Genomic DNA, 17837 nt, shown 5'->3' with positions numbered 1-17837 from the left:
TAACATTAACTCAACATATCATTTAGCTTCTATAAGCCTTAAATTCGAATTAAATCAATAAAAAAGTCCTCCAGGGCTTTCACCCTGGAGGACTTTTATTTAAGCGGGACAAAGGAGATCCCGGTTTAAGGTATCATTATCATGTTATTTACTTGCGCTCCAGCCGTCGCTCCATCCATTGCCGCCAGAGTTTTTCGCGCCTTTTACCAGTGCATCATATTTTACACGCTGTTTAGGTGTTAAAACAGTTTTGATCTTTTTAATAGTAGCCGTACGCAAAGGCTCAATGGCAACCACCATTTTTGCGTTATCGCCGTGAGTATCGGCTTTTATCTTTTCAAATTTTTCTGATGACTCCTTGTAAATAGCCGCTATTTTAGTGGTCTGCACGTCAGTAAGTTTCAACTGTTTTTGCAACTCTTTAGCTTTTTCTTCGGGCTTGGCAGCAGCTACATTATTTTGTGCATTACTTGCTGCTGTTAATCCGATTAACATACAGCACACTAACAATAATTTTTTCATCGTTTAAGTTATTTTATTTAAATGTAGCTGATTTTAATCGAATATTAAAAAATGCATGCAATGAACTTTTAATATAAATATACTGCCTACTTCATTTTGGCTGTCATGGGCATACAAAGCGACATATCCTGCTTATCTATAAATGTTAATTTGGCAAGCTGGTTTGCTTTAAATTGATCTACCCCTTCGGTAATGTGCAAAAACTGGTTGGGTAATACATTTTTAAAATATTGAACGGTGCCGCTTCCGGCCCACTTTATTTCAATTTCATCAATTGATTTGGCCTGCCCTATCCCTATTTCCTGCCTTAAAGGAGATGCCCCAAAACTCCCGCCAGAATTTACATCTTTATACACGCTTCTTTTAACGCCGTTTTCTGTAAACGTTAGTTTAATATGGCTGCCAATGGCTGCTTTATTTGCTTTTACGCCATCAAGCTTTAAACTTATCCAGTTATTATCATTGGTTTCGGGATTAAGGTATAACGAACTGGTATAAGAATCGCCGATATAAGCTCCCCCCATTTCGGCAAATATATCCTGCCTGCCAACATTTCTCAGATCGGCAAATGCAATACCATGCCCTTTTTGCAAATTGCCTAAACGCGAAGATGTTGTTATATCAACAAATTTTTTCCCGCCAGCATTCTTAAACATTTTGTTAGGCACCAATGACCTGAAATCGGGGTTGCCTGTTCCAAAATACATATCCAGGTAGCCATCGTTGTCAATGTCGCCAAAGTTGCCACCCATGCTGTATACCACTTTATCTAACCCAACCTCTTTGGTTACATTCGTAAAAGTACCATCGTGGTTATTTTTATATAAGAATACATTACCTGCATTAGGTACGGGATGTCCTGATGCTGCAGCGGCGCTATAATATCCCAGGGAGTATTTAAACTGGTAGTCGCTTACAATAATATCCTGCCAGCCATCATTGTTGTAATCATAAAACCAGGTTGTAAACGTCCGCTCTTTATTTTGTGCAATCCCTGCCTGTTCAGTAGCATCTTCAAAATCAACACCCCCGCCTTTTATACCTTTATTTTTGAGCAGGTATTTATTGCCGGTCATGGTTGAAATAAATATATCCGGGTAACCGTCATTATTATAATCGGCCGATGTAACGCCTTTTACAAATGATACGATATTGCAATGGGCGGTCTCGGTAACATTGGTAAATGTGCCGTTATGGTTATTAATATATAATGCACAGGGAGATGAATTTGCATCGAGTACCTGGGTTGAGGTTTCGGTACCCACAAAAACATCAAGCCAGCCATCATTATTAAAATCGGCCCAGGTGGCTGTTTGGGTAGGATGAAAGAAAAGCAAGCCGCTTGGTATGGTTACATCGGTAAAGGTGCCATCGCCGTTATTACGTAATAACGAGCTCGGCTGATTTCCAAATCCCCGGGTGAGCCAGGCTCCCCTCAACACAAAAAGATCGATGTTGCCATCATTATTGAAATCTGTTTGCTGGATATTTAACCCTCCTGTTATTCCGGTTAACCCGCTTTGCTCTGTTTGGTCGCTAAATGTGCCGTCCTTGTTATTTTTAAAGTAGTGCATAGGATCGCTCAGGTCCCATCCTGATGTTATGATATCCAGGTATCCATCATTATTAAAATCATCAATAGCAACACCGCCCGCGCGGCCATTAACGTTAAGGCCTAAGCTTGGGGCAATGTCTTTAAAAGGTTTTATGCCTGCTACGCTATCAGCATTCAAGCCTGGGATCAACAAATTTTTGGGCACCTTTTGCGGGTATTCGCCCAGCGTCATATAGGCGATGTTAATGAGCCATTTTGATTCCAGGTCATCCGGATGCATTTTTAACATGGTTTTATAGGTTTCAATTGCTTTTCTCGAGCCGGTCTGGAGCTTATGAACACCATCATTTTTAATTGGGAATATACAGGACGAGCCGGTATGATTAAGCATACAATTGCTGCGCTCGCCTAGGCGCATGTAAGCAATGCCCGATTCAGAGAAAACGGCATCTGTTGGCATAAAATCCAGTTTACTCAATACATTTTCATAAATATTAACGGCCTGTTGTTCCTCCCCTTTCATGAGCAGAAGCGATGCCTTTGAAGCCCACAGGTATGAATCCTGGTTATTAATCCCGATTTTGAGTACCGAATCGCAATATGCAATCTTAACTTCGGGGTTAAATGGGTTTTGAATATTATTATTCTTTTGCTTAATTCTTTCAAGTATTTGAACCATTTCGTCATGCGAAGAGCTTTGACTTGATGCGATTATAGTGAAGCCCAACGCTACAACGAGCGTTGATGCCAGTATTATTTTTAATTTCATATGGTTGTTTTTACTGCAGTTGTAAACCTGCCGGCTTACATTACTTTAAAGTATTTATAAATTAGCCTAATGCCATGGCATACAAAGCATCATAACAAATTAAAGCTGATTAACGGGTTGCCGGATTTGAAGTGGAATGCCGTAATTTATTTGCAGGCGCCAAACGCTGGGCATAGGTACCTGTCAATTAAAATGCATTCAATAACATCAAATGGGCATACCCAATGTGAAATAAATGAAAAGGAATATTAGCAGGAAGTTTTGGGTGGTTGTTCAGGAATATCCTGGTGGTAATGAACCAGCGGCTGTACGGGTTGCACAATATTTTGCCGCACCTTTTTTATAGGGCAATTAAACTCAAACTGTACAAAGGACAAGCTGAGATTATCCAGCATTATTGATTTACCATACGGAACATGGTTTTTTTGAGATACCGGTATATCTTTAAGTCTTTTGGCATTAACTACATTATTATCAGCCGGTCGGGTAGTTTCGTAATTGGGAATGCACATCAGGTGAATGGCATTCCGGGTGATCTTCATTTTTACGTAATTGTAACTGGTTTTACCAAACATAATCTGGCCGGCGATGTTTTCAAAGCGTTTCCAGTCATGTATACCAGGCAGGTTAATAGGAATTGCTATTTCGGTAAGATCTTTAACATCATATAAACCTTTGCCAATCTGTTGGTTGTAAAACTTATCGGTTTTATAAACCAAATATTGATGCATTGCCAGTTGCCCCCCGATATTGAGGAGGTAAATGTTTAGCAATAACAAGGCAATAAACTTTTTCAAGCCGTTTTTTTCAGGTAATGATTTATAAATATGGGGTTTATTATTTATAAATCAAAATAAGTTGAATTATAAATATCGCGCTTAATAAAATACATAGCGTTTCCGCTTAAACCTAAATCGGGTTTATATAAGCCTAATCATCATCGTCCTTACCGGCCAGTTTTGCGGGATAAGCTTTTTTGCCTTTGGCTGCATACCATAGTATCCGGTTCAACACATCATCGTTTCCGCCGTCAATATGGTCATACTCGGGCAATGATGATAATTGTGCATAATGCAGTGCCGCCCCCTTTAAAGAGGACAGCTTTGGATTAATGCTATTGATTGCAATCTTGTTCTTTAAGCTTTTATAGGTATAATTTGATGGTTTATCTGTAAAGCAATCAAACATGGGTATGGCCGTAGCATCTATAATATTCATTGGTGKTATACCTAAAATTTGTTCAATAGACCTTACCATGCAGGTTTGATTATAGTTTTTAGAAACCTTGCCCTGCAAACGACTGTAAGGACTTATCACAAAACCGGTGGTACGATATGCCGATACATGGTCCCAGCCCGCCTGTGAGTCATCCTCGGTAACAAAAATCACGGTGTTTTTCCAGAACCTGCTCTTTGATACTGCCTCCACTATGCGGCCAAGGGCCAGGTCGTTATCGGCTACCATAGCTTCGGGTGTTGGCATGCCTGGCCTGGTGCCAACGGTATGGTCTGATGAAAGGGCCATTATCATTAAATTAGGCAGCTTGTCGCCGGGCTGCTTTTCATAATCATTGAGTTCTTTAATAAAAGCCGATGCCCGCAACTGCTCATTGATGCGGTGATCATCAGAACCGGGAAAGTTTTGTGACAACATGGGCCTTACCCGCGATATGGTGCTGGTATTGGTAAACTTAAAGGGGCTCCCAGCCATGTAATTATTATAAATATCCGTCCAGGTGAGTTTATTATCAAAATGTGGCTGGCAGGCCTCGCCATATATCCTCACCGTTTTTCCGTGGTCTGCTGCATTGTTCCAGATAAAGCCATTGCCATCATAAACCAGGGCATCTTCCTGCACGTGGGGATAACTCCTGAACCATGAGCGTACACTTTTTTCAACATAATCGGTAACCATGGCGGCATCCGTCCATTGGTGCCCTTCGGCCGAGCATTTGCCCGATGCGTAATAATTATCCAGCAGTAAAAAATTACGTGCAATGTCATGCTGGTTTGGCGTGATGCTATCGCCATAAATGCAAAGCGATTTCATTCCGTTACCTTCGGGCATATCACCTAAAACCTGGTCGTAGGTACGGTTTTCTTTGATGATGTATAGCACGTGTTTAAAAATCGAAGGCTCGCCAATACGTTCGGGAACAGGTCGTGCCGGGATATTTTTGCGGGGCAGCAGCTGTGCAATTTCCTGCCTGAAGCTTAGGTTAAGATCCTTTACCCTTTTAGTGTATTGTTGCAGCTGTTTATCACCGGGTAAAGAGATGATAGATACTGTTGCCTTTTGATGATGCGAATTATAAACCCCTGCCGGGTTATTACTTAATTCGGCATCAAGGCCCGCTTTACTTACTTCTTTGCTGCTTACGCGCGCGCCTTCGCCCTCAAGGTTAGTAACAAACAAGGTGTTATCACTTACAGCAAGCCCGCCGGGATAGGCTTCCGTTGGGATAAAACCCTTTACCTCGGTGTTACCAGAACCCTTACCGGAAGATTTTGAACCCAGCTTTACCACGGCCACCGCGTTATCAAGCCCATTGGCTACGTACAAAGTGGTTCCCGATCCGTCAATTGCTAAAGCATTTGGTGTATCGCCTATATAACTCTTTTTACCCGGATTCAATTTTACGCCGATAGATTCCACATTTTGAAGCGAAGCGGCAGCAATCACCGAAACCATATCGCTATTGCCATTGGCGATATAAACAAACGCTTCATCGGCACTGCTGATAATGGCATTAGGGTGTAATCCAACCGGGATCTCTTTTATAACCTCACCATTAGCCAGGCCAATTACCATAACGGTACCCTGTGCTGTGGCGCCTGTTTTTGGATCAATATATGTTTTACCGTAAGGCACACCTGCCGTTTCGCGATTAAGGGTGTCTACCGCTTCGGGACCCGCCCAGTTGGTTACAAATGCCTTATTTTTGGCAATTACAATTCCATAAGGCGCAACACCTGTAGACTTGGTCCATACTGTTTTATTGTTATCGAGGTTTATTTTTACCAGCTGGTTATTCCCGTTTAAAACCACATACAGGTAGTTGGTGCCATTCTCGTTATTTATGGCCACATCATTAGGCAGTGCCAAAGGTGATTCGCCTTCGGGCTTAAAATCAAAAGTGTTTTTTATGCTGATTTCTGCACCATTAAATATCGCCTGGAAAACATATGATCTCGATTCTTTACCCTTACCTGCCGCCGCGCTCCAGAAGATCTGCGTTTGATTATTTAATTTCACCACTTTTAAGCCCGAGTAGGTACTCGAAAGCCCTTTATACTGGCTACTCGCCTTGTAGGTCCACCGGGTAACAACTTTACCCGATGCCGTATCAACTATAGCAACTCCATACCTGTCTTCTACAGCTATCTGCGGACTCCCGGGAATAAGCCTCACATCCATGCTATGATTTTCATCATCTGCATCGCCAAAGGCTACCACTTTACCGGCCGGGTCTATAATCCGGTTGTAAGGCATTAAAACAGGCAAAATATTCCTGCTTAATGTACTATCGTCATAAGCGCTATGCATGTTTACTTCTTCATTATCAACAGTTTTTTTATTTGTTGATAATGAATGGCATGCCGCCAATACACTTATTATACAAAGCGTAACCGGATATAATTTTAATGATATTTTAATCATGATTTTTTGATAGTTCCCAACTGATAAAAATATGCCATTAATATGTAAAGCCGGTTATCAAATAGTAAATTAATGAACCGGGGATTACATTTGGTTATAAAAATAACATTTGCCATGCGTTTACCAGAACCAAGAAAATAACAATAGAATTATCTGCCTATTCAAACATATCTATAAATTCAATTAATTTTTATATAACTATAGTATTTGTCTATATCGCGCTATCTTTTCCATATTTAATCGTCTCTTTATATTGATTTAGTACCTTTGGGCTTGCAATAATTAAAATGACGTCTCTCAATTCCCCTAAATATAAGACCCCCGTTTTTAAGAAAAACCAGCCCGACGATACCTATAAATTTCAGCCGCTGCCTGCTCCTGCGGGCAAATACCCATACCATTTACAGTTAAAAGATATTGTGCCCAACTTAAATAATGAGCGCATAATGTTTCACATGATTGGCGATACAGGGGGCCTGGGCAACCCGGCATTGCAGCAATTGATAGCTAATACCTTGGCCGGTCAATGTAATAAAGAGGGCAACGCGGGCGATAGTCCGCAGTTTTTATATCACCTGGGCGATGTAGTTTATCACTACGGAGAGGCCGAACAATATGACCCGCAATTTTTTCAATCTTTCAAGAATTATCCCTGTCCCATTTTCGCGATAGCCGGCAATCATGATAGCGATGTTAATCCCTTAAACATTCATCCATACAAAAGCCTTGATGCTTTTACAAAGGTGTTTTGTGATACCACATCCCGGCCTGTTATTTTCAGCCATCAAACCCACCGCAAAAGTATGGTTCAGCCCAATATATACTGGACCATGGAAACGCCTTTGGCTACCATAATTGGCTTGCACAGTAATGTACCCAAATTTGGCATTATAACCGATGAGCAAAAAAATTGGTTTATTAATGAACTCCAGCAGGCCAATCTTGATCATCCTGAAAAAATGCTGATAGTTTGCATTCACCATGCGCCTTATTCTGCTGATATCAACCATGGCTCAAGCCTGCCAATGATCAATTTTTTAGAGGATGCATTTGAGGCCGCGGGCAAAAGGCCCGATATTGTTTTCAGCGGGCATGTGCATAACTACCAAAGGTTTTGTAAAAATTATGCTGATGGCAAAAGTGTTCCCTTTATTATAGCAGGAGCAGGCGGATTTGACGAATTACACAATGTTGCCACCCTGGACGATGAGCGTTTTACAGCCGATATTCCGCAATTTGATGATGTTATGCTGATGAGCTATTGCGATATCGGGTATGGATTTCTCCAGATCACTATAAGCAAAGATGATGATGAGGTAGTACTCAATAGCAAATACTTTAGTGTAACACAAAAAGAGACTACATTAATAGATTCCGTTACCATTAGCAAAAACATTCAACAAAAAAACCTCCAGGCTTACGACTGAAGGTTTTACTGATTTGGTTATGGCTGCCTGATAAAAAAGTTTATTATTTTACTTTTAAATCACTCCCGGCTATATCTTCCCATCGGTAATAATGAAAAGTTTTATCATTACTCATTACTACAAAAATACCGTGTTTAAATGTTTCGTTAAGCGGTACAGCTATTACATCAGATCCATCGCTTTGACGTGCAGCCACATTTGCTACTTTTAATAAGCGGTGTTCAAAAGGATTGTTTTTTGTACCCTCGCGGCTAAATATCTGAAATCGGTTTGCCCCCTGGTCTGATACCAGAATATACCCCGTAGTATTGGTTAATTTGTAAATCGAGATCCCTTCATGGTCGGCCATAAAACCGCTTGTTCCAAATATGGCAAGCTGTTTATCGCCTTTTTCAGGATCTGCATAATATTGCCTTACACCGGTTTGTTCGTCGGAGTAATAAATATAACCCAGCTCATTATCTACTGCAATAGATTCGATTTCCTTTTTACCGCTATACTCACCAAACTTACGTACAAGCCGGGCCTTAACATTCCCCGTACCATCATCAGTAAGCAGATATTGCCAAATATATCCCCCTTTAAGCGGACCATTTTTACGCCCGACAATGGCGTACATCTGGCCATTTTTTGCAGTATAAATTGATATACCCATCAAGTCGCGGTACTCATTACCGGTTTCGCCGGCAAATGCTTCTATCCCTCCGTTATCTATGGGTTTCAAATCAGGCAGGGAGTATATGCGCAGCTTATGTGTTATGCGTTCTGTAGTAATGGCAATATCTGTTGGTTTGCCATTTAACATTAAGCCGTAGGCTATATCAACATTATTAGGGCGCTTAAGGCCTTTCGCTGTTTTGTTAGCTATTATTTTCCCTTCCAGGTTAAAAACATAAAGCGCGCCATCGCTGTTTTTATCCGTCCCAATAATAAGGCTTTGCGCCGGGTTACTGCGGTCAATCCAAATTGCAGGATCATCTGTATCAAACCCAACCGGATCTGTAATAACCGCAGGTTTTATTTCCGGCGAATTTATGCCTGGCAAATTGATATTACTTTTATTGGCGGCAGTTTGTCCGCAGGCCGTGTTAAATAGCAATAAAGCCAATGGTGCTATATAAAAAATATTAAATCTGTTCATTAAATTAAAATAACAGGCGGTCGCTATAAAGAAACCGCCTGTAGTGAATTATAAATTACCTGCTATTTTGTTCCGAAGGCTCCTACAAATACCGATGGGTCGGGCGATTTATAAGTTATACCGTTTATAATGATACCTGCCGCATGGTGGCGGGTAAAAGTAGTTATGCCTTTTGTTAATGCGGGCGATCCTGCTTTTAAATGAAAATCCCAGCTGGTGTTAAAATCAGCGTTGCTGGTTGATGTGCTAAGTGGATAATTTACAAATTGCGGATCATTCTCACCTGCATTTTTGCCAATCACATCATTTACACCTGCCACAATTTCGGCACTGGGCTGAAACTGGTTAACCGTCGTCTGATCAAATCCATAATACCAGTTATTGCTATACACCGACCGCTTATCCTCCGGCTTCTTGGTATCTCTTTTAACACCAAAACGGGTGTTGGCAAAAAGATTATTGTATAAATCGGCCCTAACGGTACTTTCCAGCCAAACTGATCCGCCTTTTGCGGTAGGCCTTCTCCAACCGGTATTTATCATGGTATTATTATAGGCTATAATATAAGCCTGTGGTACACGGTCGCCGGTGTTTGATAGTTTAAAGGCATTGGTATTGGCACTGTATACCATGTTATAAGCCAAATCTGCCAAACATCCCGATTTAAAGTTCATAGCCTCGCCGCCGGTTATACCTGTAGTATAAAATAAATTGTTGGCAAAAATCACTTTACCACCTTCAATATAGGTACAATCCTCATTAAAGTTCCTGATAGTGCTGTTGATTACTACCAGTTTTCCGTTAACGTTTGAAAACCATAAAGCAGGCAAATTTTCGCCGCTAACCGCTTTGTACAAACCTTGCTTTACCGATGTTGAAGCATCAGAAGTTGTGGAGCCGCCATATTCCAATATGGTGTTGTCAAGCACCAGCTCGGCGCAGCTTTTCGCAGCAAGTATCCCTCCCCAAAGCCTGCCAAATTTTTTGGCGGTGGTTTTATAAGCATCGTTCACGGTAAATTTAACCGGGTTTTCTGCGGTGCCATAGGAGTACAGGTTGCCTTTTACAATAATTTCGGGCTTGGCAACGGTATCCATCAATACGGTAACACCTTCTTCAATGGTTAATGATTTTCCTTCCGGGATAATAATGTCTCCCTTGATCATCTGTGTACTTCCTTTTGCCCATACACCCGATACCTCACCAATGGCCGATCCATCGGCCGGGGTTGTATCAACATCAATATTTGCTTTTTGGCAACCTGCAAAAATCACAACCGATAATGCGATACCTGCAGAAATTTGTTTTAAGTTCATTTTATATATTTTTAAATGATGATGTTTTTATAGTTTATACCTGATGCCCAGCAGGTAGCTTTGTTTATAATAGTCTTCGCGGATTAACGTTTGCCCGTTTGATACAAGCTTCTCCTGAACTCTAAGGTTTTCGGGATTGGTGCCTTTAATGAACAGCTTAGCTGGTGTATTAAGCAGGTTTCCGGCTTTTAAAAACACACTTATACCGCCTTTAAATCTTTTTTCGGCCGAGAAGTCCATCTGTATAAACCCTTTTTGCCACAGGTCATTATTTAAAAACTGCGAAACAGTATTGATACGCGGCCCGGTATAAGCGCCTGCCAACTGTGCATCCCAGCCTTTTTTGGTATCCTTATAGAGTATAGAAATATTACCGATATGCTCCGATTGGCCGTAAAGCGGGCGCGATTGCTCAACAGAAAGGGGCTCAACATCCCCTGTTGAGCTGTTAATTGCCCTTGAGGTTTTAACGGTTGTGATGCGTGAGTGGGTATAGGTATAGTTGGCTTTGATACCAAATTTATTAAAGAATTTAATGTAATCGATCTCTGCACCATAGTTGCGCGCGGTACCAAAATTGCCCGGAATATAATAAATATCCTGTCCGCGGGTGGCATCAGCCTGGAAAGTGTATTCAATAGGGTCTTTAATTGATTTATAAAACGCGCCTATCAGTAATTGTTGAGATGCATCCGGGAACAGTTCATAGCGCAAGTCGAAGTTATCCGCTTTGGCGCGTTTCAAATCGGGGTTACCGCGTTCCTGATATTCTTCGGTTACAACCTTACTTGGTACTATTTCATAAAACCCAGGGCGGTTAAGCGATTTGAAGTATGATGCATGCAGCTGATCTTTATCGCCCAGTTTATATTTCAACGTTAAACTTGGCAGTACGTCGGTATATGCCTGGCTGCCCTTAGGCCTTAGCTCACCTGCCGGAAACAGCAGGTTATATGCCTGGTTGGTATGCTCAACCCTAGCACCGCCGGTTACCTGCAAAGCATTAACAGTAAATTTAAACATTCCGTAACCAGCGCTTGTTTTTTCTGAAGCATCATAGGTTAATGGGTTATTTACAGCGCCGGTAGGATTTTGAACGACCCATGCTACATCTGTATAGTTTTGGAAATCGGTACCATATTGTGCCGCAGTGTTAACCGGGTAAAGGGTGTAGTTATTAAAAAAACTACTGCGTTGCTTATTCCTGTATAAACCACCTGCTGTAAAATCAACATTTACATTGCCAACCGGTACGGTGTAGGTAATATCCAAATAACCTGCTTTATCTTCATCGGTGTTGCGCTCCCAGCGATGTGTGCTTTGTTCAACCACAGTACGCCTGTCAACATTATTATCACGCACGCCGCTTAGTGAAATAGTTGTATTTTCGGGCACATCGTTTTTTGCTGATGAATAAACGGCCGACCATTGGATCTTTAGTTTGTTATCAAAAAGTTTATGATCGCCATGTAAAGTACTGTTGTATATCTGCTGCTCGGTTAAACGGGTACGTGTGGAGTAACTTAATTCCGCATCGCCTGTTGACGGATTATAGCCGGTGGAGTAATTGGTAGATACCGCGTCCCGGGCCTGTATATTATCAAGCTTTACGTATACATTATATAAGCTCAGTTTGTTATTTTTATCAAACACATAATCAACTTTTCCATGTAAACCGTATCGCTTTTGCTGTTCTGAATATTGCCGGCTGCTTTTACTGGTGATAACTGCATACTTGTCGGTACCGTTTACATCCGAACTGTAAAATGTGCTGTTACTGCCCCTATAGGTATTTTGGTAGCTGCCTGCTAAAATAACACCCAGCTTATTATCAAAAAAACGCTGACCTATTGATAAGCTTCCTACCAGGTTTGGGGCTGGTTTCTTTGAATCGTAGTTTAATGTACCTTTAGGAAAATCACTTTGGGTTGCCTGGTAATTTTTGCCGTTAATTTCGTAAGGCGACTTATGGTTTATTTCTGATGATTGGTAACTAAGAAAATTACGGTCAAAAAATAGCTGATTGTATCCGCCGGCTATATTTGCATTCACCTGGAAACGGCTTGGGGCATCTTTCATTACCATGTTAACTACACCACCAACAGCATCACCTTCCATGTCCGGTGTAAGGGTTTTGTAAATTTCAAGCCTTTCCAGTAAGTCGGCAGGAAATATATCAAGCGGAACATAGCGATACTGATTATCGGGACTTGGAATTTTAACTCCATTTACCAGCGTATAATTGTACCGTTTATCCATACCCCTTAAAATAGCATACTGTGCATCGCCATTACTGTTACGCTCAACCGATACGCCGGATACGCGTTGTATAATGTTGGCAACCGTAAGATCGGGAGAGGCTTCAATAGCCCGGCCAGATACTATATTCATAACCTGTACAGATTGCTGCTCAATACGGCGGGCCTCATGCTCTGCCGATCCGTCTTTTTTTGATGTTATAGAAACCTCCTGTAAATCCTTTCCATCAGCCTGAAGATAAATTTTTACACGTGGATTATCTTCCTTTTTAATATCAAGTTCCTTAACAACAGTTTTATAGGAAATATAGGAAACCCGAAGTGAAAAGGAGCCTGCGGAAACTCCCTTTAACTCAAAGGAGCCATCAAGCCCTGTTACGGTTGCTTTATTAGCCTTGTCGAGGGTAATGGTTGCCCCAACAAGCGGCTCACCCGTGCTTTGATCATAAACATGACCTTTTAATGTAGTAGCGCTTGCAGCTGTTGCGCAAAACACAAACATCAATAATATCTGTATAAGTTTATTCATTTTTCGAAATGGATTTATTCAACAATGTGTTCTCTTTTTTTATGTCGCAAAGGTGTAACAGGAACAGGCATTAACTGAAATTTAGGCTGTTACAAAAAGTATACACCGTTACATACACCATATACAGCATGGCAACAAAAAATCATAAAAAACTGAAAATAAATTAGATATGAATGATAAAAACCGCCATTATCATTTAATTACCGTTACATTAAGATAATGTTAAGTGATTTGTGAAGCCGGCGCCCCGCTTATAGTGTTTGTATAAATGCGGAAAGATTATCCCCCTGGCTAAGATTAAGTTTTTTACGCAGTCGGTACCGCGAAACCCGGAGGCTATCCAACGATATTCCCAACAGGGTTGCAATATCTTTGGAGTCGAGGTTAATCTTAAGCAATGCGATTAACCGCATATCGGCTGAGGTAAGTTCGTTACTGTATCTTTTCAGGTCTTCAAAAAAACGTTGATGTACCTGTTCAAACGCAGCGGTAAATTCTTTCCAGTGCTGTTCGTGGTTAAAGCTCTGGTTTATCTGGTGAATGATCTGCTGCATCTGTTTCTTTTGATCGCGTTTATCATCCTTAACCATTTCCTGGAGTGTGTTACGCAAACTCTCCAGCAGCTGATTGTTTTTTATAAGATTTAAGGTATGGTTGGATAGTTCTTTACCTTTTAGCTCCAATTGTTGTTTTAATGCATCTTCCTGTAGCTGTCTGTTTTTTAACTCCAGGTTCATTAATTCGCGCTGAGCCTCAAAAATCGATTCTTTCTGTGCTGCCAGTACGCGTTGATCTTTAATTTTTAAACGTTGCCTGCTAAAAATAACCAGGCCTAAAACAACCAGTAAAACAACCACAATTATTTCGGCTATGGTAATCACCTGGTTTGTTTTACGTATGTTGTTTAACCTTGCTATTTCGTCGCTTTTTTTATTAATATCATAAAGCACCTGCAAAAAAGCCGTTTGATTAATCCCTTCTTTTGAATAAACCTCAAGCGAATATTTCCGACTAAGTTCAATATAATGGTAGGCGCTATCCAGCCGGTTCATTAACTGGTAGGCCTTACCCAGGTCTCTGCAGGCGGCTGCAAGCTGATAGGTGTTACTGGTTTGTTGTGCAAGTGTTAATGCCCTGTATGATAGTTTTAAACCATCTTCATACCGGCCAGTTTTACGTAATATATCGCCAAGGTTATTTACAACCTCAATACTGCCTATTTCGTTATGAGCTTCCTGGTAAAGCAGCAAAGATCTGTTGAAGCAATTATAAGCAGAATCATACCGGGCCTGATCTTCATAAATGCTTCCTAAATTTTCGTATATCTTAGCCGCGCCCTGTTTAAAATTGATTTTTTGATACCTGTTTAAAGCAAGGTTTTGATAAAAAAAGGCGCTGTCATATTGCTGATGCTTTTCGTAAAGATGACCGATGTTTCCAAAAATGTCAGCCTGTCCCTTTAAATTCCCCTCTTGCTTATATATTGATAAGGCCTTATCATACAAAGCACGCGATTTCCCTATCTCTTTGTTGTAATAATACAATATACCCATCTGGCTCAAATTGGCTGCTAATAACTCCTTGTTTTTTGATGCCTCAAAGATTTTATCGGCATGTAAATAAAAATCAAGTGCCTGGGCATAGTGCCCCTGGTTAAAACAAATCATCCCCATTTGCTGCAAACAAATACCAGTTGTTAAAACATCATTTTTTTCTGTAGCAACAACATATACTTTCTTTAAAATAATGAGTGCAGAATCGGGATGATTTTGACTTATCGCCATTGTATAGGATAATTGCTTATCCTGGGCACAAAGGTTTCCTGGCAGAACACCCATAAACAAACACAGGCAACTCATGAAGAAATACTTAACAACGTGCCTGCACATACTTATCATTCTTTATATCCCGTTAATTTTCTTTCGATACAGCCTTAAAATACAAAAGCTTTTCTAAACAAAGTAAAGCAATCAGTATGATGATAATGTTAACAAGCATTTTACAATAAATACACACAGGCTAAATAAAGTTAATTACGCTACCCTTACGTTTTTTGCTATAATCATAAAACTTAAACACTTGCGTAAGTTAAACTCGGCGTTCTTCATCAATATTTTATGATGACCAGCAATTGCCTGCCCGGCGAAAATTAATTCTCTCCTTAGCTATTCTGCGCAATGGGAAGTATTAATGTTCATTTTGCCTGAAATGATTACCATCTAATAAGTTTTAACTATCGGATATAGAATTAATTGATTGTGATTGTGTTATCTAATGTCATAATTTTATATCGCTGTACAAATCAATAAGTGCAAGTAAGTGTTCAATATATAAACTCATAACTATGGAAAGAGAATCAAATGACATCAGTAAATGTCCGTTCCACAACGGCAGCATGAAACACAATGTTGGCGGTGGTGGCACCCGGAACCACGATTGGTGGCCTAATCAGTTAAAGCTGAGTATCCTGCGTCAGCACTCTTCTTTATCAAACCCGATGGGTGAAGATTTTAATTATGCCGAAGCTTTTAAAAGTCTCGACCTTGCAGCAGTGAAAAACGACCTTCATGCACTCATGACCGACTCACAGGACTGGTGGCCGGCAGATTTTGGTCATTACGGCGGGTTGTTCATCCGCATGGCATGGCACAGTGCAGGAACCTATCGCGTGGGCGATGGGCGTGGAGGCGCCGGTGCAGGGCTGCAACGTTTTGCTCCGCTTAACAGCTGGCCCGATAACGTAAGCCTCGATAAAGCCCGCAGGCTACTTTGGCCTATAAAACAAAAATATGGCAGCAAAATTTCATGGGCCGATCTGATGATCCTTACCGGTAACGTAGCGCTGGAATCCATGGGCTTTAAACCCTTTGGCTTTGCCGGTGGACGTGAAGATGTATGGGAAGCCGATGAATCTGTGTATTGGGGCGCTGAAAACACCTGGCTGGGTGGAGATTTGCGTTATGGACATGGTTCACCCGGCGTAAAAGAGGGGCATGGCGTCTTGGTATCAGACGATGATGCCGATCGCGACATTCACTCCCGCAACCTGGAAAAACCGCTTGCAGCTGTACAAATGGGGTTGATCTATGTAAATCCAGAAGGTCCTGACGGCAATCCTGATCCTTTTATGGCCGCTAAAGACATTCGTGATACGTTTGGACGCATGGCGATGGATGATGAAGAAACCGTTGCACTAATAGCCGGAGGCCATAGTTTTGGCAAAACCCACGGCGCCGCGACCGCTGACCATGTAGGCAAAGAGCCCGAAGCTGCCGGCATCGAAACGCAGGGCTTCGGCTGGAGCAACAGTCATGGTTCTGGCAAAGGTGCTGATACAATTACAAGTGGGCTGGAAGTAATCTGGACCAAAACGCCTACCCAATGGAGTAATAATTTTTTTGAAAACCTGTTTGGCTTTGAATGGGAACTTACAAAAAGTCCGGGCGGCGCGCATCAATGGGTTGCTAAAACTGATGAGGCCATTATTCCGGATGCTTATGACGGCACAAAAAAACATAAGCCTGCAATGCTTACTACCGACCTTGCTTTAAGGCTTGATCCGGCTTACGAAAAAATATCAAGGCGCTTTTTGGAAAATCCCGATGCGTTTGCAGATGCTTTTGCGCGTGCCTGGTTTAAATTAACCCACCGCGACATGGGCCCCCTTGCGCGTTACCTGGGCCCGGAAGTACCACAGGAAGAACTGTTGTGGCAGGATCCTATTCCTGCAGTTGACCATGTATTAATTGTTGAAAGTGATATTGAAGCTTTAAAAGCAAAAGTATTGGAATCAGGCTTGAGCGTATCTGAGCTGGTTTCCACAGCATGGGCTTCGGCTTCCACTTTCCGCGGTTCCGACAAGCGCGGTGGCGCCAATGGCGCCCGCATTCGTCTTGCTCCACAAAAATACTGGCAGGTGAACAATCCGGCACTGTTGCAAAACGTATTGAACATACTCGAGGCCATTCAAAAAGAATTTAATGCTGCGCAGGCCAACGGCAAGAAAGTTTCGCTGGCAGATTTGATCGTGCTGGCCGGTTGCGCAGGTGTTGAAAAAGCAGCTAAAGATGCCGGACAGGCTATAACGGTTCCGTTTACACCGGGCCGTATGGATGCCTCGCAGGAGCAAACCGATGTGGAATCGTTCGGCTACCTGGAGCCTGCGGCCGACGGTTTCCGTAACTATCGCAAATCAAAAGTACCTGTATCTACCGAAGAGTTGCTAATAGATAAGGCGCATTTGCTTACGCTTACGGCACCTGAGTTAACCGTATTGTTAGGTGGGTTGCGTGTATTGGGTACAAATTTTGATGGCTCCAAACATGGTGTTTTCACTTCACGCCCCGGTGTACTCACCAACGATTTCTTTGTAAACCTGCTCGATATGGGCACGGCCTGGAAAGCGGCATCTACTGACAGGGAAGTTTATGAAGGTAGCGACCGCGCTACCGGCGAAGTAAAATGGACAGCAACCCGTGCAGACCTTGTTTTTGGTTCCAACTCAGAATTAAGGGCGGTTGCCGAGGTATACGGAAGCGCCGATACCCTGGGTAAGTTTTTGAAGGATTTTATAGAAGTCTGGAATAAAGTGATGAACCTGGACAGATTTGACTTAGCTTGATTGTAAATCATGAATCACCTTCGGTTTCTCTGTTGACCA

10 protein-coding genes are annotated in these 17837 nt (G+C 41.7%); 2 read left to right on the top strand and 8 right to left on the bottom strand.

The window, feature by feature from the left end:
- Nucleotides 1-144: 144 nt before the first annotated feature.
- The 4 genes from AC1DQW_RS04015 to AC1DQW_RS04000 all read right to left on the bottom strand — a co-directional run bounded on the left by AC1DQW_RS04015 (nt 145) and on the right by AC1DQW_RS04000 (nt 6506).
- Nucleotides 145-522 carry a hypothetical protein gene (locus AC1DQW_RS04015; RefSeq protein ID WP_477452944.1) on the bottom strand — a complete coding sequence of 126 codons (378 nt, stop codon included), beginning with the start codon at nt 520-522 and terminating at the stop codon, nt 145-147.
- An 86-nt stretch (nt 523-608) separates the two neighbouring features.
- Nucleotides 609-2846, bottom strand: a complete 2238-nt coding sequence (locus tag AC1DQW_RS04010) for a CRTAC1 family protein (protein WP_477452943.1) — start codon at nt 2844-2846, stop codon at nt 609-611.
- Nucleotides 2847-3094: 248 nt separating this feature from the next.
- Entirely contained in the window at nt 3095-3643 is a 549-nt protein-coding gene (locus AC1DQW_RS04005) for a hypothetical protein (protein ID WP_477452942.1), read from the bottom strand.
- A gap of 133 nt (nt 3644-3776) precedes the next feature.
- Nucleotides 3777-6506, bottom strand: a complete 2730-nt coding sequence (locus tag AC1DQW_RS04000) for a bifunctional YncE family protein/alkaline phosphatase family protein (protein WP_477452941.1) — start codon at nt 6504-6506, stop codon at nt 3777-3779.
- Nucleotides 6507-6793: 287 nt separating this feature from the next.
- Here AC1DQW_RS04000 and AC1DQW_RS03995 point away from each other — a divergent pair, with 287 nt between their 5' ends.
- Entirely contained in the window at nt 6794-7933 is a 1140-nt protein-coding gene (locus AC1DQW_RS03995; protein ID WP_477452940.1) for a metallophosphoesterase family protein, read from the top strand.
- Nucleotides 7934-7976: 43 nt separating this feature from the next.
- On the opposite strand, the gene AC1DQW_RS03990 is transcribed toward AC1DQW_RS03995, so the two are convergent.
- The 4 genes from AC1DQW_RS03990 to AC1DQW_RS03975 all read right to left on the bottom strand — a co-directional run bounded on the left by AC1DQW_RS03990 (nt 7977) and on the right by AC1DQW_RS03975 (nt 14961).
- Nucleotides 7977-9074: a phytase gene (locus tag AC1DQW_RS03990; RefSeq protein WP_477452939.1), complete on the bottom strand. Its 1098-nt coding sequence runs from the start codon at nt 9072-9074 to the stop codon at nt 7977-7979.
- Nucleotides 9075-9136: 62 nt separating this feature from the next.
- Nucleotides 9137-10390, bottom strand: coding sequence for a right-handed parallel beta-helix repeat-containing protein (locus tag AC1DQW_RS03985; RefSeq protein WP_477452938.1), 1254 nt, complete (start codon nt 10388-10390; stop codon nt 9137-9139).
- Between the two features lie 27 nt (nt 10391-10417).
- Complete coding sequence (locus tag AC1DQW_RS03980) at nt 10418-13177, bottom strand: TonB-dependent receptor (protein WP_477452937.1); 2760 nt, start codon at nt 13175-13177, stop codon at nt 10418-10420.
- 251 nt (nt 13178-13428) lie between these two features.
- A complete protein-coding gene (locus tag AC1DQW_RS03975) occupies nt 13429-14961 on the bottom strand; it encodes a tetratricopeptide repeat protein (protein ID WP_477452936.1) in 1533 nt (510 codons plus the stop codon).
- Nucleotides 14962-15521: 560 nt separating this feature from the next.
- Here AC1DQW_RS03975 and katG point away from each other — a divergent pair.
- Entirely contained in the window at nt 15522-17798 is a 2277-nt protein-coding gene (gene katG, locus AC1DQW_RS03970; protein WP_477452935.1) for a catalase/peroxidase HPI, read from the top strand.
- Nucleotides 17799-17837: the final 39 nt, after the last annotated feature.

Source organism: Mucilaginibacter sp. P5_A4, from assembly GCF_056400605.1.
This window is presented reverse-complemented; position numbering and strand designations above follow the sequence as displayed.